This window comes from Paenibacillus xylanilyticus, assembly GCF_009664365.1.
In the GTDB taxonomy this organism is placed as follows: Bacteria; Bacillota; Bacilli; order Paenibacillales; family Paenibacillaceae; genus Paenibacillus; species Paenibacillus xylanilyticus_A.
The window spans coordinates 5,064,642-5,086,042 of sequence record NZ_CP044310.1; the positions used below are offsets into that span (position 1 = coordinate 5,064,642).

The 21,401-nt window shown below is 48.3% G+C and carries 19 protein-coding genes and 1 pseudogene; 4 read left to right on the forward strand and 16 right to left on the reverse strand.

The features are described from left to right. Window positions 1–113: 113 nt before the first annotated feature. The 6 genes from mgrA to F4V51_RS22515 all read right to left on the reverse strand — a co-directional run bounded on the left by mgrA (window position 114) and on the right by F4V51_RS22515 (window position 5,351). A complete protein-coding gene (mgrA, locus tag F4V51_RS22490) occupies window positions 114–1,121 on the reverse strand; it encodes an L-glyceraldehyde 3-phosphate reductase (protein ID WP_153980822.1) in 1,008 nt (335 codons plus the stop codon). An 81-nt stretch (window positions 1,122–1,202) separates the two neighbouring features. Further along, entirely contained in the window at window positions 1,203–1,943 is a 741-nt protein-coding gene (locus F4V51_RS22495; RefSeq protein WP_153979709.1) for an NAD-dependent protein deacylase, read from the reverse strand. A gap of 30 nt (window positions 1,944–1,973) precedes the next feature. Beyond that, the gene (locus tag F4V51_RS22500) at window positions 1,974–2,750 is read right to left on the reverse strand and encodes an HAD family hydrolase (RefSeq protein WP_153979710.1); all 777 of its coding nucleotides are present in this window, start codon (window positions 2,748–2,750) and stop codon (window positions 1,974–1,976) included. A gap of 27 nt (window positions 2,751–2,777) precedes the next feature. Continuing rightward, entirely contained in the window at window positions 2,778–3,542 is a 765-nt protein-coding gene (locus F4V51_RS22505) for an alpha/beta fold hydrolase (protein ID WP_153979711.1), read from the reverse strand. A gap of 90 nt (window positions 3,543–3,632) precedes the next feature. After that, window positions 3,633–4,298 (reverse strand): bifunctional 2-keto-4-hydroxyglutarate aldolase/2-keto-3-deoxy-6-phosphogluconate aldolase, encoded by a 666-nt coding sequence (locus F4V51_RS22510; RefSeq protein ID WP_095359776.1) that lies wholly within the window; start codon window positions 4,296–4,298, stop codon window positions 3,633–3,635. Between the two features lie 87 nt (window positions 4,299–4,385). Then, window positions 4,386–5,351: a sugar kinase gene (locus tag F4V51_RS22515; protein ID WP_153979712.1), complete on the reverse strand. Its 966-nt coding sequence runs from the start codon at window positions 5,349–5,351 to the stop codon at window positions 4,386–4,388. Window positions 5,352–5,573: 222 nt separating this feature from the next. Here F4V51_RS22515 and F4V51_RS22520 point away from each other — a divergent pair, with 222 nt between their 5' ends. The 3 genes and pseudogenes from F4V51_RS22520 to ilvD all read left to right on the forward strand — a co-directional run bounded on the left by F4V51_RS22520 (window position 5,574) and on the right by ilvD (window position 8,984). Beyond that, entirely contained in the window at window positions 5,574–6,614 is a 1,041-nt protein-coding gene (locus F4V51_RS22520) for an acyltransferase family protein (RefSeq protein WP_153979713.1), read from the forward strand. A gap of 121 nt (window positions 6,615–6,735) precedes the next feature. Then, window positions 6,736–6,978, forward strand: a pseudogene (locus F4V51_RS22525) (KGG domain-containing protein); the annotation flags it as partial. Between the two features lie 320 nt (window positions 6,979–7,298). Continuing rightward, entirely contained in the window at window positions 7,299–8,984 is a 1,686-nt protein-coding gene (ilvD, locus tag F4V51_RS22530; RefSeq protein ID WP_153979714.1) for a dihydroxy-acid dehydratase, read from the forward strand. A 147-nt stretch (window positions 8,985–9,131) separates the two neighbouring features. Here ilvD and F4V51_RS22535 read toward each other — a convergent pair whose 3' ends face one another. Further along, window positions 9,132–10,556, reverse strand: coding sequence for a polysaccharide deacetylase family protein (locus tag F4V51_RS22535; RefSeq protein ID WP_153979715.1), 1,425 nt, complete (start codon window positions 10,554–10,556; stop codon window positions 9,132–9,134). Between the two features lie 171 nt (window positions 10,557–10,727). Here F4V51_RS22535 and F4V51_RS22540 point away from each other — a divergent pair, with 171 nt between their 5' ends. Further along, window positions 10,728–11,924 carry an AI-2E family transporter gene (locus F4V51_RS22540; protein ID WP_153979716.1) on the forward strand — a complete coding sequence of 399 codons (1,197 nt, stop codon included), beginning with the start codon at window positions 10,728–10,730 and terminating at the stop codon, window positions 11,922–11,924. Here F4V51_RS22540 and F4V51_RS22545 read toward each other — a convergent pair. The 9 genes from F4V51_RS22545 to F4V51_RS22585 all read right to left on the reverse strand — a co-directional run bounded on the left by F4V51_RS22545 (window position 11,903) and on the right by F4V51_RS22585 (window position 21,152). Next, window positions 11,903–13,711 (reverse strand): peptidoglycan D,D-transpeptidase FtsI family protein, encoded by a 1,809-nt coding sequence (locus F4V51_RS22545; protein WP_236146621.1) that lies wholly within the window; start codon window positions 13,709–13,711, stop codon window positions 11,903–11,905. The genes F4V51_RS22540 and F4V51_RS22545 overlap by 22 nt on opposite strands. Before the next feature lie 134 nt (window positions 13,712–13,845). Continuing rightward, entirely contained in the window at window positions 13,846–16,086 is a 2,241-nt protein-coding gene (locus tag F4V51_RS22550) for a methyl-accepting chemotaxis protein (RefSeq protein WP_236146622.1), read from the reverse strand. Between the two features lie 229 nt (window positions 16,087–16,315). Beyond that, the gene (locus F4V51_RS22555; RefSeq protein ID WP_153979717.1) at window positions 16,316–17,644 is read right to left on the reverse strand and encodes a peptidase U32 family protein; all 1,329 of its coding nucleotides are present in this window, start codon (window positions 17,642–17,644) and stop codon (window positions 16,316–16,318) included. A gap of 17 nt (window positions 17,645–17,661) precedes the next feature. After that, window positions 17,662–18,591 (reverse strand): peptidase U32 family protein, encoded by a 930-nt coding sequence (locus tag F4V51_RS22560; protein ID WP_153979718.1) that lies wholly within the window; start codon window positions 18,589–18,591, stop codon window positions 17,662–17,664. Between the two features lie 15 nt (window positions 18,592–18,606). Then, complete coding sequence (gene mltG / locus F4V51_RS22565; protein WP_236146623.1) at window positions 18,607–19,647, reverse strand: endolytic transglycosylase MltG; 1,041 nt, start codon at window positions 19,645–19,647, stop codon at window positions 18,607–18,609. Window positions 19,648–19,722: 75 nt separating this feature from the next. Then, on the reverse strand, window positions 19,723–20,037 hold the full coding sequence (locus F4V51_RS22570) for a DUF1292 domain-containing protein (RefSeq protein ID WP_095289524.1): 315 nt from the start codon (window positions 20,035–20,037) through the stop codon (window positions 19,723–19,725). Beyond that, on the reverse strand, window positions 20,038–20,337 hold the full coding sequence (locus F4V51_RS22575) for a DUF1292 domain-containing protein (protein ID WP_095289523.1): 300 nt from the start codon (window positions 20,335–20,337) through the stop codon (window positions 20,038–20,040). It abuts the gene before it with no gap. Window positions 20,338–20,349: 12 nt separating this feature from the next. After that, window positions 20,350–20,766, reverse strand: a complete 417-nt coding sequence (gene ruvX, locus F4V51_RS22580) for a Holliday junction resolvase RuvX (protein ID WP_153979719.1) — start codon at window positions 20,764–20,766, stop codon at window positions 20,350–20,352. Between the two features lie 125 nt (window positions 20,767–20,891). Then, entirely contained in the window at window positions 20,892–21,152 is a 261-nt protein-coding gene (locus tag F4V51_RS22585; RefSeq protein WP_024633073.1) for an IreB family regulatory phosphoprotein, read from the reverse strand. Between the last annotated feature and the right edge of the window lie 249 nt (window positions 21,153–21,401).

The following is a 21,401-nucleotide window of genomic DNA, read 5'->3' on the forward strand; positions in this document are numbered from 1 at the left end:
TTACTAGGGCACCATGCATGATTGCAAATTAGTGAAAAAAAGAAGATGCATCTGCCATTACGGCTAACATGCACCTTCTTTTTTTCATTTATTATAGGTTCTTAGTCACATGCTTATTTGTCATGAGGTTCGGGACTAAGAATGGATTCAATCCGCTCCAGCTCTTCCGATGAGAAGTCCAGCTGATTGAGCGCGGCCACATTCTCCTCGATCTGCGATGTAAGGCTTGCACCGATCAATGCCGACGTTACCCTACCGCTTCGCAAAACCCAGGCCAGCGCGAACTGCGCCAGACTCTGACCACGAGCTGCAGCAATCTGATTGAGAGCACGAACTTTGCGCAGCGTCTCAGGTGAGATATTGTTCTCGTTCAAGAAAACGGACGGCCCTTTCGCACGAGAATCCTCCGGAATGCCGTTCAGATATTTGTTCGTCAGTACCCCTTGTGCCAAAGGACAAAATGCAATGCTGCCTGCACCATACTCATCCAGCACATCCTGCAGCCCATCTTCAATCCAGCGGTCCAGCATGGAATACTTCGGCTGGTGGATCAATAGAGGTGTACCCAGACCTTTCAGAATTTCTGCAGCCTCTCTCGTCTGCTCTGCCGGGTAATTGGAGATGCCCACGTACAGTGCCTTACCCGAACGAACAATATGGTCCAGAGCCATCATCGTTTCTTCAAGCGGTGTTTCCGGATCATATCGATGTGAATAGAAAATATCGACATAATCCAGCCCCATGCGCTTCAGACTCTGATTCAGGCTGGATACCAGGTACTTGCGGGAACCCCATTCGCCGTACGGTCCGGGCCACATATAATATCCCGCTTTGGTGGATATCACCAGTTCATCCCGATAGGGCTTCAGATCCTGGGCCAGCACCTGACCAAACAGCTGCTCTGCAGAACCTGCGGGCGGACCGTAATTGTTGGCAAGATCGAAATGCGTAATGCCCAGATCAAAGGATCGAGTAATCATGTTTCGACCGTTCTCCGCATTATTGATGCCGCCAAAATTATGCCAAAGTCCAAGTGAAATGGCCGGAAGTTTCAACCCTGAACGTCCAACCCGGTTATATTTCATCGTTTCATAGCGTGTATCGCTGGCTAAGTAGACCATCATGAATCCCTTCTTTCCCCAGGTTCCGCTTCCTGCACTCTGTTCGAGCGCGGGAGAAGGCGGTTATTTCAGACAAACCGTTTAACCAAGAAGCTGGTCCACCTTAATCATTACCTCGCCGATCGGCTCGGTAATCAGCAAATCTGCCTGCCGGTCATACGCCGTTGGCGTGGCATTCAGTAAGACGGTATGTTTTCCCCGAAAATACGTAATTAGCTGTGCAGCAGGATGGACGGTCAGCGAGGTACCGCCGACCAGCAGCAGATCAGCAGAAGAGATTGCGTCCACAGACTGGTATAGCGTGTTCTGGTCCAGTTCCTCTTCATAGAGCACAACGTCAGGCTTAATGACTCCATGACAAGCTGTACAGCGGGGAACCGCATCCTTCGACCGAATGATATCATCCAGCGGGTAGAAACGCCCGCAATCCATACAGGCATTCCGATGAACGGAACCATGCAATTCGAGTACGTTGGTGCTGCCTGCTTTTTGATGCAACCCGTCAATATTCTGGGTAATGACCGCCTTCAGCCGACCTTCCTGCTCCAAACGTGCAAGGAGCTTATGACAACCGTTGGGCTCGGCATCGGGATGAAGCATTTTGCCCCGATAGAAATCATAGAAAATATCGGCATGCTGATCGAAAAAGTGACGACTCAGCAGTTCCTCCGGCGGATAAGGGGAATGCTGCTCTGTCTGATATAGACCCGCGGCAGAGCGGAAGTCGGGAATCCCGCTTTCGGTCGACGTTCCTGCCCCTCCGAAAAATACAATATTCGAACTTTCCTGAATCCAGGAAGCCAGCTGTTCTACCCCGTTCATCCTCTCTCCTCCTTAGCGGAATAATCCCGTTCAGGCACCATCCGGACTCACCCGGATTTCATGATAATCCCCAATAACGACATCCGCATCCTGTAAATGTACTGCTTCCTTCCCAGGGGGACACACACCAATAACATGCGAAACTCCTGCATTCAGCCCCATCTGCATATCCCCGTTGCTATCACCTATAACGATGGCCTGGTTAGGATGAATATGTAATTCATGACATGCCAGCTTGGCAGTTTCGCCATTCGGCTTGCCTAAGGTAACGCGGTCACAGCCTACGATCGACGTAAAGAAAGATCGTATCCCCATCCATTCCAGATGCTCTTCTGCTGCGGACGTGCTGTCCGAGGTTACCACCGCCACCTTGATCGAAGCTGCTCGGCAGCTCTCCAAAAAAGAGACCAGTCCAGGCATAGGCTCAGCCTGCCGTTTGGAACGAACTTCCTGCATGGCTGAATTGGAGAGTTCACGGACTGTTGTGATCGCATCATTCCAGGGCATGCCTGCTGCATACAACTGTCCGGCCAGGAGCCCGGTACTCTCATCTACGGTAGCGATGGCCAGCGGACCCTGCCTGTCATAATCAATAATGTGTCCTTCGCGATCGTGGACTGTACCAAGTACCCTGCCTCTTTCCACCGTGAAACCAGACCCCATGCCTGATAACACGGCTTCCAATTGATTTAGCAAGGAATCGGCCCACGGCCCCCATAATTGCAAAAATTCAAGCAGTGTCCCATCCTTATCGAACAAAATGCCCTGGCAGGGAAGCTGCAGACCCTTTATTTGAAGTATGGCCATAACCTTGCCGCCCTCCTGGCAGATGTATTATTGGATACCTTCGAGCCATTCAGTAACCGCCTTTACCGTTTGAGACAACTGCTCTTCGCCCGTAATTTCAGGTTCTCCGTCACCACTCTGGTGCCCGTAGTCACCGAACTGCGAGTGGTTCCCTCCTTCAATTGTGTAGTACACCGTGTCTTCCGGCAGATAGGCGCGGCCGTTTTGGTATTTGGTCGCATTGACGACTTCGTCATTGGTACCCAATATGGATAGCGCCTGAATCCCCAATGACTTCACGCTGCCTTTTTGATCCGGATAGGACGCCAGGAAAAAGATACCTTGAAGCGCGCCCGGATGGGATGCTGCATAACGTGCAGCCATGGAGCCACCCAATGAGTGTCCACCCATGACGAATGATTCGTCCGGATAAGCATTACGAATATCATCTGCCAGATTTTGTTTCAGTACTGCCAGATTGACCGGCATTTTGGCAATGATGGTATGGTGTCCGGCTTCAGCCAACTCGTGAGCCAGAGGAGCGTAGCTTTCCGGTTTCACCAAACCGCCTGGATAGAAAATAACACTAATCCCTTCAGGTTTGTCTGGCATAAAATCAATCCAGTTTTCCTGTTCACTCACCGTAACCTGTTCCGCTGTTTCCATAGCCTTCTGGGCCATTTCCTGCGGTCCGTACGGGGTAAATAGCTTCCAGGCAACAAACCCGCAGCCAATGACAATGAGCGCCAGAAGTACGAGCAGAAATTTTCCGATGCCCCTCTTCTTGCGCCCTGTATTATACCGGTTCCTCAACTTCAATCACCTTTCTTCACTTACCGCAGGTGCTGCGGCTCTTGGGGAAAAAGAGCAAGGCTGAACCTGCTCATATTCCCCGCCTTGCCTCTATTCCGCTTTCGCCTTACGGTAAGCATCCATATATTGTTCCGCCTTGCGGCGAACATGACTTAAATCCCCTGTTTTCATCGCTTCGGAAGTCAGGTCGGACCCGATTCCCACAGCTACGGCCCCTCCCTTGATCCAATCACCCAGATTGGACAAGGATACCCCGCCGGTAGGCATAAAATTCGCTTGAGGCATAGGCCCCTTCATCGTCTTGATAATGGATGGATCATACAGATTGCCTGGGAACAGCTTCACGATGTCCACACCAAGCTCAAGCGCACGTTGAACATCGGCAATGGTCATCACGCCAGGCAGGATCGGAATTCGATAGAGATTGCAGATCTGTACGGTATCCGGATTCAGCGATGGTCCGACAACAAACTCAGCACCTGACATAATTGCAGCTCTTGCTGTCTGGGGCTCAAGCACTGTACCTGCTCCTATTATCGCAAACTTTTCGGGATCCTGTGTGTTCCAATGGTAGACACGGCTCAGTTTCTCGATGGCTTTGAGTGCACTGGGAACCGTCATCGTAATTTCAATCACTTTGATTCCACCGGCAATGGCTTGCTCGGCCATGGCAATGACCTGATCGGCAGAGTCGGCCCGAAGCACGGCGACTACCCCGTTATCCGTTATTTTTTGCAGCAGCTGAAGCTTCTTCATTTCATTCTCTCCCTTATCAATGTGGTTGTTTATTACAAGCCTTACAATTGAAGAACGAAGATGAGACTTACATGATATCAGCAGCGACTAGCGCTCAACATGGGTTACGTTGTTCAGCTTGGCCTCGACTTGCTCCCACGTCGGAAGCGCCTCCCAATCGCCAACGGCCTGTATGACCATGGAGCCCGTTAAGTTCCCGAGCCGGGTAGCTTCCTCCGGAGAGTATCCTTTGAGCAGGCCTGCTAGGAAACCTGCACAAAATCCATCTCCCGCGCCAACCGTATCCAGCACATGATCCGCCTTGAAGTACGGAACTTCCGTTAGGGTACCATTCACCAATACATAGGTCAAATCCGGTCCGCCTTTTACGATGGAGACGGCATTCAGAGCTGACAAACGCTCAAATATCTTCTGCTCATCCTGTTCGTTATACAGAAGCTTCATCTCGTCCAGACCTGGCAAAAAGTAGTCAGCCTGCTCTGCCAGACGAAGCAAAACCGGACGAGCCTGCTCTGCTGACCAGAGTTTGAGACGCAGATTCGGATCAAAACTTACTTTTACACCAGCCTGTTTGGCTATATGTATGGCAGCTTCTACCGTTGACAAACCCGAAGGGCTTATAGCGGCAGTAATACCTGTAACGTGCAAAATCTCAGCCCCGGCAATATAGTCCGGATCAAGATCATCCGGAGTCATCGCACTTGCAGCGGATAGTTTCCTATAATAATGTACAGAGGATTTACCGGAAGCGTTCTCACGAATCATCAGACCTGTCGGTTCCGCGTCACTCAAGCGTGCTCTGGATACATCTACACCTTCACCACGAATTGCTTTTAAGATCATGGTGCCGATGGGATCCTGACCCAAGCGCCCAAACCAACCACTTGTATGGCCCAGACGGGACACACCGATGGCCAGATTGCTCTCTGCGCCGCCAAACGACTTGTCCAATGAAGCCGCGTATTCAAGACCTCTTGTATCCTTGGCTGTCAGCAGACCCATACTTTCACCGAATGTAACAATTTCAGGACTTTGGCGGGTATTCGTTGACATCGTTTCTTAGCCTCCTTAAATTTACAATTCCTCATCTTCTTTTCCCATTGTCATCCTCTATGCAACCGTTGTCAATCCCGCCCGTTCATTTTGTTGTCACAGCTCCGGGAAAGGATAACGCTTTCTATTGTGAATTATATCACAATGATTACTTCTTATCCGTATTACCCTTATGAAAGATACAGATGGCCTCGAGCGTGAGGTCAACAGGAGGGTTACAACATGAACAACCGGACTGGAATCCGTGGTGATCAGGAATCATTTTTTTATAACTTGCGCTTTATGCTTATAGTCTGTGTACTCGTTGGAAATGCGCTTGAACCACTCATTACACGCTTTGCGGGAGCAGAGGCTCTGTTCCTGTGGATATATACATTTCATATGCCGTTATTCGTATGGGTTACCGGATATTTCGCCAGACATGCTCCTCAGGGTGCACCCGGACGCAAAGTGCTTAAACAAATTGCGCTTCAATACGTTCTGTTTCAATCGTTATACGCTCTAATGGATGTTACGGTGTTCCACACTCCTCATATGAAACTGTCCTTTTTTGCTCCTTATCTGCTGCTGTGGTTTCTGGCCAGCCACTTCTGCTGGAGGCTTCTGCTCAGAGCTACCTTATCGTGGAAGCCGATCTATCGGCTCATTGCCTCCGTTCTGCTGGGAGTCGTGGCGGGTTACCTGCCTGTGGACGGATTCTGGCTCAGCTTCAGCCGAACGTTTGTATTTCTCCCTTTCTTCATGATCGGTTATGACTATGGAGCGTCCATCCGTTCTTATGTGCGAACTGGCTGGGGGCGTCATGCCGCCGCAATATTATCTGCTGGTCTTTTGATATGGATAGGTTTGGGAGGACTTCAGATCTCCACAGGCTGGTTAATGGGCAGCATGACTTATGCTGAACTCGGTCACCATGAGTGGTATGCCGGAATCTATCGTCTTGCAATTTATGCCCTTGAAATGATCTCGGGAGCTCTATTTCTGGCCTGGGTGCCTTCTCTTACATCCAGATTGACCGATATGGGACGGCGTACACTTTATGTATTTCTCCTGCACGGATTTCTCGTTCGCCTTCTGATCTGGTCAGGCGTTTATAATTATATCGAAAGCGGATTATACATTCCCGTGATCGTTGCCATTGCCGTAATGTTTGCTGTACTATTGGCCCAGCCTGCAGTACGTCATGCCTTTCGGCCCGTAATCGAACCGGATATCTCCCGGTTTTCCCTGCATCGCCGTGAAATATTCAAACGTTCTGCGTGAATGCTCATCTGTCCCTTGTTCATTACTCTCTATCGTAACGGCTTGTTTCATGCTGGAAGCAACGTGGTAAGTAGGGATACGCGCTACAAAAAACAACTTATCCCTTAAGGAGTGATTTGTAATGGCACGTTCACAGGCAGCTGGACAAAAGATGAGTCGCGAGGAAGCAGGCCGATTGGGTGGCAGAGCCACTTCCAAAAATCATGACCGCAGCTTTTACCAAATGATAGGCAAAAAAGGTGGAGAAGCGACCTCCGATGCTCATGATTCCGATTTTTACAAGGAGATTGGCCGCAAAGGTGGCGAAGCAACCTCCGAAACGCATACCAAAGAATTCTATCGTGAGATCGGACGCAAAGGCGGAAGCAACTAGCCTTTTGCACCGAATCCTATCCGAATAATAACAAAACGTCATATTGCTGTTAAGAAAGCCGAACTCCATGGAAATGAGAGACGGCTTCTTTCTATTGATTGTAGAAATATGACGACGGTTGTGATAGACTCTATAAAAAACCGGGTTGTTCACGGGTTTAAAGCAGCAAAGAACTTCATAAACTACGGGAAGCTCGAAGCCGACCACGTCGGTTATTTTTTAGAGTACGGATGAAATTAAACGACAGATGCACTGCCATTTATATTTCCATTCATGTTGCTCAATATTATATATTTGGGGGGAAATACACCATGTCAGCCAAGAAGATGCGTTCCGATATGATCAAAAAGGGTTTTGACCGTGCACCGCACCGGAGTTTGCTCCGCGCAGCGGGCGTTAAAGAAGAGGACTTTGGCAAGCCGTTTATCGCTGTATGTAACTCTTACATTGATATCGTGCCCGGCCACGTTCACCTGCAGGAATTCGGTAAAATTGTTAAGGATGCCATCCGTGAAGCCGGCGGTGTTCCATTCGAATTCAACACGATCGGCGTAGACGATGGAATTGCCATGGGACATATCGGCATGCGTTACTCGCTGCCAAGCCGTGATATCATTGCCGATTCTGTTGAAACGGTTGTATCCGCGCACTGGTTCGACGGCATGGTCTGTATCCCGAACTGTGATAAAATCACGCCAGGCATGATGATGGGTGCACTCCGCTGCAATATCCCTACTGTATTTGTAAGTGGTGGTCCAATGAAAGCAGGTCGTGACAGCAATGGTAAGGCCCTGTCCCTGACTTCCGTATTTGAAGGCGTAGGTGCATTCCAGGCTGGTAAAATCGACGATAAGAGCTTGCTTGAGCTTGAACAGTTCGGTTGCCCAACTTGTGGTTCTTGCTCCGGTATGTTCACAGCGAACTCAATGAACTGTCTGGCTGAAGCAATGGGACTGGCTATGCCAGGTAACGGTACCATTTTGGCAGTAGCTCCTGAGCGTCGTGATTTTGTTAGACAATCCGCGAAACAATTGATGGAACTCATCAAAATGGATCTGAAACCACGCGATATCGTTACGGTTGAAGCGATCGACAACGCCTTCGCACTGGACATGGCTATGGGTGGTTCAACCAACACTGTACTGCACACTTTGGCTCTTGCTCATGAAGCAGGCATCGATTATCCAATCGAGCGCATCAATGAAGTGGCTAACCGCGTACCTCACCTGGCGAAGCTTGCACCAGCATCCGACCTGCACATCGAAGATGTACACAATGCCGGCGGCGTAAGTGCAGTTCTGAACGAATTGCTGAAGAAACCAGGCGCGATCCACGCTGACTGTATTACCGTAACCGGTAAAACGATCCGTGAGAACGTAGAGGGACAAGAGATTCAGGATACGAATGTTATCCACAAGCTGGATAACCCGCATTCCGAAAGAGGTGGCCTTGCGGTATTGTTTGGTAACCTTGCACCGGAAGGCGCGATTATCAAAGTCGGTGCGGTTGATGCTTCGGTTGGCGGTTACCACAAAGGACCTGCAATCTGCTTCGATTCACAGGAAGAAGCACTCGAAGGCATCGCGAACGGCAAAGTAAAAGAAGGACACGTTGTCGTTATCCGTTACGAAGGACCAAAAGGCGGACCAGGTATGCCTGAGATGCTTGCTCCTACTTCCCAGATCGTAGGTATGGGACTTGGTGCCAAAGTCGGTCTGATCACAGACGGACGTTTCTCTGGTGCATCCCGGGGTATCAGTATCGGCCACATCTCTCCGGAAGCAGCAGAAGGCGGTCCAATCGCTTTTGTTGAAGAAGGCGATATCATTGAGCTGGATCTGAACAACCGCATCATCGAGCTGCACATCAGCGATGAAGAGTTCGAACGTCGCCGTGCAGGTTGGAAAGGCTTCGAGCCAAAAGTAAAAACAGGCTTGCTGGCTCGCTATTCCAAACTCGTTACCAACGCAAGTAACGGTGGGGTTTTGAAAATTTAATCTTTTGCCATTTATAATTGTTTTGCTATCTGATGCAAAATACCAAATAAAAAGGGTTGCTCCTCTGCCAGTGATGGCAAGGGAGCAACCCTTTTTGCAGTGATTTACATGCAAACGAATTAGATATGAATAATACCTTCTAGTTTATTAAACCGTTGGTGTGTTGTTCAGCTCGGCACCGGCCAGTACTTCCGCTTCAGTCTCCACCAGATCAGATTGCATCTGTTCCGTTGTTGCAGCTACAAGGGCATGTTGTCCGTAACGCTCCATTAATGCCTCCAGCGGCATAGCAATCATTTTCGGAACCAATTGCTCGGAACGCTGTTTCAGACGCTTGGTTCCTGAAGGATGAATTACGCTGAGCAATAGTTTAAGATACACCTTGGAAGCCGAACTGAAAGGTCCAGGCGGCAGATCCTTAACGGTGAATCCGAATTTCTCCGGCCCCCGATTAATCATACTTACACCGTACACTGCTTTGGCAGAACGGAGTTCCGGTTCCGATGCAATCTGCCGAGCCAGATCAGGAAGCTGCTGTTCCATGGCCCGAATCATACGGATGGCCAGATGCATACTGGAACGCGAGGTCATCCCGAGTTCAAATAATTTTTTATTATCAAAATGAAGTTCAATAACCGGGTCGCCGTTTCGGATGACTTGCCCCTCGCTCATCTCAACCAACGCACCGTGATATACACGGGATCGATAATGAAGCATCGGGTCTTCTGGCGAAGCTGTACGCAGATGATACACCCAGTGGAACAGCTTCTCCCAGCCAAGCCATAAAGCAACCACAATTCGTTTCCATGGGGATAATACGGTCTGAGCTGGACTCGTTTTCTGAGATTCACTCACGGTAATGCCTCCTCCCATTAAGGTATCGATGCGTACACTTTGCAATCCCTGCCGCTCGGCCTCTTGCAGCACCACTTCCAAGGCCTGAAGCATCTGTTCAGGTGCATGTGCGTCAGCCCCGATCGTGGTACCCCGGTCATGCAGCAGCATAACTTCTCCGCCTCTGAGCTCTTTCAACATGCGTTCTGTCAGTTTCTTCGCTCCGACACGACTTCTCCAATCCTCGAACATGGAAGACCACAGGACAATCTGGCGATCCTTTCTGCTGAAAAAATCAAACAGGTTCATGATTCCCCAAGGCGGACGATAAAAACAGGTTCTTACCCCCGTGACCTCCTCTATAATCTGGCCTGTTCGCTGTATCTGATTTTTAACCGTACGCGGCCGCATTAACCAGTTGGTTTTGTGGATGTAGTTATGGATTCCGATCAGATGCCCTTGCTCATGAATGTGCTGGATAAGTTCCGGGTGACTGGCTGCATGCTCCCCAACCACAAAAAAAGTCGCCTTGGCATCGTATTGCTTCAGCAATCGGAGCAACCTTGGCGTGTATACCGGATCGGGACCATCATCGAATGTTAACGCAAACTGTGTATCGCTTTTCCCACGCCTGAACACGCGCAACCCAAAGAGTCTGCTGATCAAACTAGGAATAAAGGCGTAAAAAGATGAAATGTACAATGCCCATAAAAATAGGCTCTGAAGTAAATTGGTCATGCTCTGATTCCCCACTTCTCTTGCTGAATGACTGCTCCCATCCAAGTACTATGGAAAATAAATCGCCTTTAATTTTATCATAATTTAAACTTTTCTTGAATCCTGTTTTCCAAAAAACAAGTCAATCGTGTACAATAAATGGAATGAATGACGGATGAAGGAGCCCTGCCCATGTTACCCCTGTATAGAAAATATGGACGTACTGTTTTTGACATCGCTTTACTTGTGTTAACTGTATATTTGGTCATGTATGGCTTTAGCCGATTGTATCAACTCGCTGCACCTGTGTTTCTTTCATTTATCGTATACTGGATGATTGAACCGCTGGCCCGTTTTTTGCATCGCCGAGGACTGCCCAAAACACTGGGAGCTGCGATATCCGTTTTGCTTTTTCTCGCACTGATTGTTGCTGCCTTTTTTGGCGTGGGTCTGATTATTATCTCTCAAATATCCAATCTGCAGGATAACTTCCCTCGATACGTAGAGCTGCTGCAGAGCGAGTTCACCAATCTGGCCTACTTTCTTCAGGACAAGTGGAACGCACTTCCTCCCGGTATTATTGAGAAAATAAACGATTACTTTGCAACCCTTACCGGTTTTCTGTCCAGCTGGGTGACCAGTGGCGCACAATTCATTATTGGATTTCTCAGTTCATTTTCATCCTTTATCACAAACTTTGGGATTGCAATCATTCTTGCCTTCTTTCTCAGTATCGAGATTGAATCCTGGCGCAAGTTTGCCCGTGCCAAGACACCGAAAACATTGAAGCTCGCTATGGCTTTTATGCGCAACCATGTCTTCAAAACCATTCGTTCGTACTTGAAGGCACAGATGATCATGATGCTGATCACCTTTGTATTGATCTATGTTGGACTGCTCATTCTTGGAACCAATAATGCCTTTACGATCGCTGCAGTTTGTGCGGTATTTGATCTCGTGCCTCTTCTGGGGGTTCCGGTTATATTTATCCCATGGATTGTCTATCTGTTTATCATAGGCAACAGCAGCTTGGCCATTGGTCTTGTCGTCGTTCTCGTGATTACCATGCTGACACGCCAGCTGCTTGAACCGAAAATATCCGGCAACTCGATCGGAGTGTCTTCCGCATACCTGATGCTTTCATTTATGCTGATCTCACTCTCCATATTCGGCCTTGCCGGAGTTGTTCTATCTCCAGTACTGCTGATTTTGCTAAAAGAACTGCTGCAGCAGGGCTATTTACAGCGGTGGATTCATCTGCCCAAGGATGAATTCGATTCTTCTCCATTAGTCATGGATACGCCTGAGGGTGAAGCCGCGGGCGTGAACACCGAAGCATCTGCTGAAGCTTCAACACAGACTGCAGATCAGGAAGATTCGGCCAAGTAATCCATCACACGGCGAAAGAGTTCTGTAGCCTGGTGGTGTCCGCCTGGTGTTACATTCTGCACCAAAACAGCAACGGCATATCGAGGCTGCTCTACCGGGCCATACCCGATAAACCATTGATGATTGCGTTTCCGTCCTTTCTGCTCCACCTGGGCGGTACCTGACTTCCCTGCAACGTGCCACCGTGCATGCTGCAGGGTTTTTCCGGTTCCATCCGTTACAACCTTACGCATCCATCTCAGAAGCTGATGAGAGGTTGCGGGAGAGATCTGGCCGGCTTCCGAAGGCGAGTGCTGCGGGGACATCTCAAGCATCACATCACCATCAGCATATCGGATACGCTGAACAAGCCGCGGTGCGTGAACACGGCCATCATGAAGCAGGGTCACAATCAGATTCGCTGCCTGTAACGGGGATACACGGGTATCACGCTGGCCAATGGCTGTCTGTACCCGGGCTCCTTCATCCTTCGAGGAGACTGTTGTTGTACGTACACGCCCAGCATCTTCGTGATCAAAATGACGCAGGACCGGCATTCCGGCCACATCCTTTTTCTTCCATCCGATGGTCCGTGCCAAGCCCAAAGCATCGGCAGTTCGCTCCAATTGTTCCATACTGAGGCGGCGGGCGGTTTCGGCAAAAACAATATTACAGGACTCAGCGAAGCCTTGTTCCAGCTTCAGATCACCATGTCCATGTTCTTTCCAGCAGGATAACCCATACTTTCCCCATTCTCCGCCACAATGAAAGGTTTCTTTGGTTGAAACAGCTTGTGATTCCAGAGCTGCTGCCGCCGTAACTATTTTGAATATCGATCCAGGTACAGCACTCTGCACAGCCCGATTCGCCCAGGAGGAGTTGGAAGGATCCACATGCAGTGGATCGTAAAATGGAACAGAGACCATTCCGCGTACATCGGCATTTGCCGTATCCAGTACAACAATCGCTCCCTCTTCCATACCCGATTCCTCTGCAATCTGTTCTACTCCTTGCTGCATGTCCAAATCAACTGTGGTCTCTACCTTTAAAGGATAGTGACTATTTCTCGGGGCAATTACCCTAGGTGCGTATTCGGGAATAATCTCTCCTGATCCGGTAACCATTCGAGTCAGCAAGGTTGGACCCATGCCCATCAACAGGGGATCAAGCGTCCTTTCCAGTCCAGCTGCACCCGACTTCAGCGCAAAAGGTTGTTTCACTTCAACTGTATGTTGATCTCTCACTCTCAGAACTTCAGGTTGTTCAGCCAGGTAACCCAACCATTGCCTTCCTGTACGGCTCTTGTCATAGCGTGACATCACGGGGTATACGCTGGCTCCATCTCCTTCGAATTCCTGAAGTTTCGCTAGTTGGGCCTTGTCCAAAACCATGGGTTGATGTGTGCCTGCGGTCCAGAAATGAGGGGCGTCTCCCTCCTCCCACTCTTTAATCAGGTGTGTTGTATCCGTATGTAGTATGGCTGCCAGCCGCTTCAATCTGACGTTTGTCGTACTCATCACCGATTGGACATGCCCATGTGCAAAGTGCGGAAAAAGCACAACACCCCACTGCAGGCTTCCTGTCAGTGATTTTCCCTTACGGTCTGTGATTTGTCCTCGGCCTGAATCAAGCATAACGCCCCGTTCACGCTGCAATACAGACATCTCACGTACCGTTCGTTGGAATCCCGGCATGACTCGATTCACCTGAACCATCTGAATCCAACCAAGACGAAGGATAAGGATTGCAAAAATGATGGTCAGGAAGACACAACCCATATAAATTCTTCTTTTTAGTTGTACATGCATGCTTCCTTATCCCCCTTCTTCATTTTTCTGCATAGTATGCTTCATCGCATCTGGGATTATCCGGAAAACAGCAACAAACCTGCTCCAGAAACGGAACAGGTTTGTTGAAGAGATTTCACACTATTTGTATTTGATTATACCGTAAAGCGTGACAGTGTATTTTTCAGTTCAGTGGATACATTCTCGAGCTTATCGGACAAGTTTACTAACTGATTGCTGATATTCTGCTGCTCGCTGCTCAAGGAAGCCACTTCTTCAGAGGTTGCAGAGGATTCCTCGGCAACTGCGCTTACATTACTCATCGCCTCAGACAACGTACCTTGAGACTTGCTCAGATCCCCGATGGAGTCCGTAACCATGCCCAGCTTCTCTACAAACGCACCCATCTGTTCTTGAACCGAAGCAAAGATCACATTGGTATCTTTAACGGCATCCATTTGCTCTCTGAACAAAGGATTAACATTGGACAACGCAGCCACCGTTTCGTTCATCTCATGCATGATCTTATCGGTTATCTCGCCCACCATGTCAATGGACTGTCTGGATTGCTCGGCGAGTTGACGAACCTCACCAGCAACAACCATGAATCCGCGCCCGGCTGCTCCAGCACGTGCTGCTTCAATGGTGGCATTCAGAGACAGAATATTCGTCTGCTTTGTAATATTCTGAAGCACATCCAGAACCTTAAGAACGGAAGATGTACTCTCTTTCAGGGAGTCCACCTTGTTCACCAGAGCACCAATCATCTCTTCGGTCTTCTGCGTCTTCGTTATTAACTGATTCAAGTGCTGTGTGCCTGTCTCACTGGATTGCTCTACATGACGGGCCGATTGTCCCATCTCCTCGTTCGCGGCTACAACGCTCTGCATCTGACGTGAAATATTATCGGTCAATTCATTCCCACGCTCGGCTTCCGTAGCCAGACTGCTTGCGCCACCTGCAATCTCTTCTGTTGCCACTGCAATCTCCGATGCAGAAATGGCTGTCTTCTTGGATGCATTACTTAGCTCGGAAGCGGTATCCAGCACCTCCTGTGCGGAACGATTCGTTTGCTCAACCAGCTTCGTGATCTGTTCCATCATCAGATTGAAGGCGGCTGATAATTGACCAATTTCATCTTTGGAGGTAAATGGTGTACGTACCTTCAGATTTCCTTTGGCACCTTCCTGCATGAGGTCTTTCAATTTTCCAAGCGGACGGGCAATCATGCGTACCATCCATACCCCAATCAGTACCGCAATTGCCGCATCGACCAACGCCATCCATAAGGTCAGCGTCAGAATGCCTTTGGCATCCTTAACCAGCATTGAAGTAGGTACCATTCCAATCAATTTCCAATCCGATGTTTCCATCGTGCTGTAAACGACAAGCATATCGGTAGATTTCCCATCAACCGCATACGCTGCATTGGTACTGCCTGTCTTTTCAGTCAATTCTCCGTAAAATGCGAGCTCTGTCTCCTTACCTGTGCGGTCAGCAATCGTTGAGGCAACAATTTTTTTATCCGGAGCAATAAGCTGAATCACAGCTCCCTCTCCAAGATTAAGCGATTTCAACTGTTCCTCCAAAACTTCCAGTTTCAACTCAATCACCAAGACATAGGACTGATTTGTCCCCTGCAGGTTTTTCATGGAACGGGCTATTCGGAACGTTGGCGCACTTCCGTCTTCTTTAATTTCTGTTGGAAGCCAGCGATATCCGCCGGACTGTACAATTTCGTTATACCAAGCTTCGCTGCGAATATTACCCATGGAAGAACTGCTGCTGCCCGTTCCCATGGTGGACTTGTTTTCATCCGTGGGTACCAGATAAATCGCTTCCATAGATTTATTTGTAAAAGCAACATTGGATAGCTGTTTATTGATCGAGCTTGAATTGATGAACATATCATATGCTGTCAAATCTTTATTAGACATGTTTTGCAACAAGGATTGCATCTCCGGATCAAAGAAGATCTGGGTTGACGTATCCACAAAACGCTCCAGAATGATATCCATTTTTTCTTTGGTTTGATCAATCGTTTCCTGGTTTGCCCGGGAGGCATTTTCCTCAATAGTGTTTTTGGCTTTCGAGTAGGATAATAGACCCAAACTAATAACAAAAATCATAATCCCCGCAAAAAAGATTAAGAATAGTTTGACCCCTACAGATTTAACCGGATTTGCCTTTCTGACCTGAGTTAACGTTGTCCCTCCCATCTTATTCCACTGGATCTTTTTCCAATCCAGCTTAAATGGCTTCTTATTCGATGGTTTTTCCGTCTTGCTTTTGAAGAAGCTCAATTTCTTAAACTTTTGCTCTCTCGGTTTTTTTTCCTTCACTGGTTTCTCCACCTTTTCCCCACTGTCCTTCTGCTTCTTTTGAACCAATTCCATTCACCTGCCATTTTGCTAGTTGTTTTTCTTTCTCTCCCCTATAAATATGTAATATTCGACAGTTTTCCCCTTTCCCCTTTTGTTTTTAAAAAATATTTTGCAACTTTTTTCCTATTTTTCTATAAAAAAAAGCCCCCCATATACCGATATACGGAGGGCTAAATCGTTAGATTCATAACAACATATTGTTAATTCATAACACAATTTTGTTATCGATAGGTCATTTAACCTATTTCTTTTTTCTCATCATATCAAAATAGGATACAGGCTGGTCTACCTTCATTTTGATCAACTGCAGTGGGTGCCTTGCTGCGTCCAGTACATTGCCTTCTTCATCCTGAATTTCACCTACAACCTGTTTGAAAAAGGTGCCGTTTGGACCGAAAAATTCGATCTCTTGTCCAGGCTTGAAATGATTCCGCTGCTGAATGGTGGCCATCCCTGTAGCGGCATCGTAGTCCATAACCAATCCGGCAAAATCATAAGGTACCGCTTTTTCTTCCGGCTCGTAGATGTGATCCTGATGGTCCGGTGTATCATAGAAGAATCCGGTGTTTAACGGACGGTTGGCAGCCTTATTCATCTCTTCGACCCATTCCGGCTTCAACACATAGTTTTCCGGATCAGCCATGTAAGCATCGATCGCTTGACGATATACGTTCACGACAGTAGCCACATAGTGGATCGACTTCATGCGACCTTCAATTTTGAAGCTATCCACGCCTACATCAATCAACTCGGGAATATGGCCGATCATGCACAGATCTTTCGATCCCATGGAGAATGAATTATCCTGTTCCTGGAACAGGGGCAGCTGGTTCTCACCCAGCTTGAAAGGTGCCGGTGCCTGCATCTGCATTTCTTCCTCGCTTACCCACACCGCGTCTTCTCTGGCATCCTCAAACAAATCATACTTCCAGCGGCAGGATTGGCAGCAGCCCCCCCGGTTGGAATCCCGATCTGTAAAGTGATTGGAGAGCACACAGCGTCCGGAATAGGAGGAACACATAGCCCCATGAATGAAGGCTTCAATCTCGATATCGACATTCGCCTTGATCTCTTCGATCTCCTCGAAGCTGGTTTCACGCCCCAGAACCACACGCGGGAGTCCCTCGTCTTTCCAGAACTTCACGGCTTGCCAGTTCAATGTAGACTGCTGTGTACTTAGGTGCACCTCAAGGCCGGGTACGGCACGCTGAGCGACTTCAATAATCGCCGGGTCCGCCACGATCACGGCTGCGATACCCGCATTGTACAAGTTTTGCAAATATGCCTCAATGCCCTCAATGTCTTCATTATGTGCATAGATATTGGTCGCCACAAATACTTTGGCGCCGTATTTGTTGGCAAATTCCACACCTTCACGCATTTCTTCAAAGCTGAAGTTGTCTGCATTGGAACGAAGTCCATAGGCCTGTCCGCCAATATACACAGCGTCTGCGCCATAATGAATCGCAAATTTAAGTTTTTCCAGATTCCCCGCCGGAGCAAGAAGCTCCGGTTTGTCCAGACGGTTACGTTTACCCGAGAACTTCCGCTGTACCGCCACTGTTTCCATTTCGTTCACCTCGTCTATTAATACACCTGTTCTTTGTAGAAAAAGCCAAATGACAGCTCCCGTTCAGGATCCTGCAATTGGCGGACCTCATCCAGCCACTCATCCGAAAAAGCATATGCATCCGCATCTGCTGCATAATAATCAATAGCTTTCCGGTATGCCCGGACAACAGCCTCATTATAAACCAGCGGTTTGAGAATACCTTCAATCTTGAAGCTATGAACACCTGCCTCCATCAACAGATGTAGATCCTCTAAAATGCAAATATCTTCAGAACTCATAATGTGCGTACCGTTGACATCTTCATAAATCGGGAATTTCTCATCCCGGCGTTCTGCCTCAATCAGAAATAGCCCGCGTTCTTTACCAAGGTGCCCCTCTACCGGGCGCCCCTGATGAGCCATATAGCTTTGCACCAGACTGCGTTTGGAATGATAAATATTCGTCATGCCATGCACCTGGACCTGAGCTTCAACTTTTAGAAAAGGAACCATCTCCGTCAGCTCATCCATGTTCAGCTCTCTGGCGAGTACAACACGACTGGCACCTTTATTGCCCCAGTAGTTTGCCGTTGCGTAGTTCGTTGAAGTCATCTCCGCATTCCAGTGCAGCTGGATATGGGGAGCGTACTCCTTAATCGCAGCCAGAACGGATGGATCGTTAAAGTCCACGGCATGGACCCCAATGCCGCCCAGAGCTTGAACATACGCAGGGAGCTCCTTCAACAGCTCGTTGGACATCAGGTTATTCATGGATACATATACACGAGCCTGATGTTTGGTAGCCAGGGCAACTACTTCTGCTGTCTCTTCCACAGTGAAACTGCCGGGTAATCGCATCCCGAAGCGATCATCTCCAATTAACAAGGCATCTGCTCCGGCCTGCAGCAGTACTTCTGCTTCCTTAACATTTGCTGCCGTAACGAGCAGTTCATGTTTCTTACTCATATACATCCCCTCCGCTTATTGCGCAGCCTTACTTTTGGCTATATTTTGCTGATGTTCCTTGTACGTTTTGGCAAACAGATGCCCGGATGATCCATCCTTCTTCGTAACATAGAACAGGTAGTCTGAAGCTTCCGGTGCCAGAGCCGCCTCAATGGATTCCAAACTTGGGCTTGCAATTGGCCCTGGCGGCAGTCCCTTGTTGAGATACGAATTGTATGGACTCTTCACCTTCAAGTCTTTGAACAACAATCGTGCCTTGGGCTTGTCCAGCAAATACTGAACGGTTGCATCAATCTCCAGCTTCATGTCCTGCTTGATCCGGTTATCAATAACGCCTGCAACCAGAGCACGTTCCTCATCCACCACAACTTCTCGCTCCACAAGGGAAGCGATCGTAAGCAGCTCATGCAAAGAGAGATTGCGGGCTTTCAGTTTGGAATCCAGATCCGGTATGGTATTGATTTTGGTCTGAAATTCTTCAAGCATTCGCTGCATGACGTCATGGGTGGAGCTCCCCTTCTTGAGCTCATAGGTTTCAGGGAACAAGTATCCCTCCAAGACGTAACGAAGTTCTTCATCCACCGGAATATCCTTAATGATATCGACATCGAAGGAAGACGGATCGTTTGCCAGCTTGATGAATTCTTCACGATCGACTACACCTTCCGCAGACAACTTATCCGCCATTTGCAGCACGGTATATCCTTCAGGAATCGTAAATTTCACCATTTCTTCGGGCACCACTTCACCGCTGTTCAGCTTGCTAATAATCTCATCGTATGACACGCCAGGATTCATCGAATATGTACCTGCCATAAAACTCGATCCTTGCTTCTTCCATTTCAAGTATCCCTTGAAGGCTAAACCGCTTCGAATCAGTCCTTCTTGTTCCAGCTGATCGGCAATTTGGGATGTCCCTGATCCGCTTTTGATCTCGAATACGACCGGATCTGCCGAAGCCGCAACGGGACGCATCATGTTCCAGACCGCCGCACCCGCTCCTCCAGCTGCAATCACAATGATAAGCAGAACGACTACTATGGCTTTCCCTTTCAAAAAAGACACAACTCCTTTACACAACCAAAAAGAGCGGACTTCTCCGCCCTTCCGGTTTCTTCAATTTGAAGCTGGTTAATCTTCATCAATAGGGAGGGTACACTCATCGTACAATTCCGAGATGTTCTCCCATTCATCGTCATCATCAATCGTAACTAACTCCGGCATGATCTGGTCTTCGCTTCCCGGCAATACCCGCAGAAGTTCAACCTCGTCATAAGGACGCAATGAACTGCGGAGTACCGCGTACTGTTGACCATGCACTTCAAACTCAGCCAACAAGTCATACGGTTGCGATTTACCGTTCTCTTCCTCGAGCTCAACATGAGCACCGAATGCCAGACGCAGTGAATCTGTCCATTTCAGGTCTTTGCGGCTATATTCCGTCATTTAGTTCGCTTCCTCTTCATCTTCAGCTAAAAATGTATTAAACGTCTCCTCGACAATATCCCATTCGGCATCATCTTGGATGACGAAAAGTTTAATATCGTCGCCATCTTCTTCGTAACGGAATGCATATACATCCGTTTCGCCATCTTCAGGTTCAACCGGAGCAACCATCATATACTTGGCCTCCGACCCATCCACTTCAAACTTCATGATGACTTCGAATTCTTCTTCATTGCCCTCGTCATCCGCGATGTAAATAATCTCCGATTCTTCTTCCATACCCAGTCGATCTTCAGCCATTGTTGATCCCCCTCACCTTTTACTGTTCGCATCCAAATAATTTTGCAAAATCAAGCTTGCGGCCATTTTGTCCACAACCTGCTTGCGTTTTTTCCGACTGACATCCGCTTCAAGCAGCGTTCGTTCTGCTGCCATGGTTGTCAGCCGTTCATCCCAAAGGTGAACAGGTAAATTCAGTTCGCCCCGCAGGCGTTCGGCAAAAGCAATGCAAATTTCACCCCGCGGCCCTACGGTGCCGTTCATGTTTTTGGGGAGCCCGACAACGATCTCGCTGATTTCGTGCTCACGCACAAGTTCAGCAATACGACCGAACTCACCTTCATCCCGGCGGCGTTCAAGCACTTCTAATCCCTGGGCAGTCCAACCGAAGGCGTCACTAACGGCAACTCCGATTCTCCGGTCCCCATAGTCCAAACCTAATATTTTCATCCATGCTCTCCCATCCTCAAGCCCGTGCAGGAAGATAAGTTTCTTCCCTTCTCAAGCTTCAGGCTGTCTTCTGTCGGTTCATTTCCCGCTGCATGCATGGCTGCTCACAGCGGAAGCGGTATACATTACCGGTGATTGGCCAGATAAGAACGTACAAGCTCTTCAATCAGCTCGTCGCGCTCCTTCTTCCGGACCAGACTGCGTGCGTTGTTATGACGAGGAATGTATGCAGGGTCTCCCGAAATGAGATACCCGACAATCTGGTTGATTGGATTATACTCCTTATCCACCAGTGCATCATACACCGTGAGAAGAATCTCTTTGGAGGATGCTTCTTGCTCGTCAGCTTTCACATTAAATTTAACCGTCTTATCCATGGAGTCCATTGATGACACCTCGCTCCTGCATGAACATGGGGACCATGTCCTGCCGAATTGATTTCTGCTTATATAATAACATATTCTGACTGCCACGAGTAAACAAAGGAGAATGCAATTGTGTTTTTTGCTTGTCCGTTATTAACCTCAGCATGTTGCATAATTGATTCCACTCGCTCCCGGGAACAAAATATAGCCGAATAGAACCATTTCGATCTATATTTTGGTCATTGAAAGCCGCTTATTGGATTTATGCAA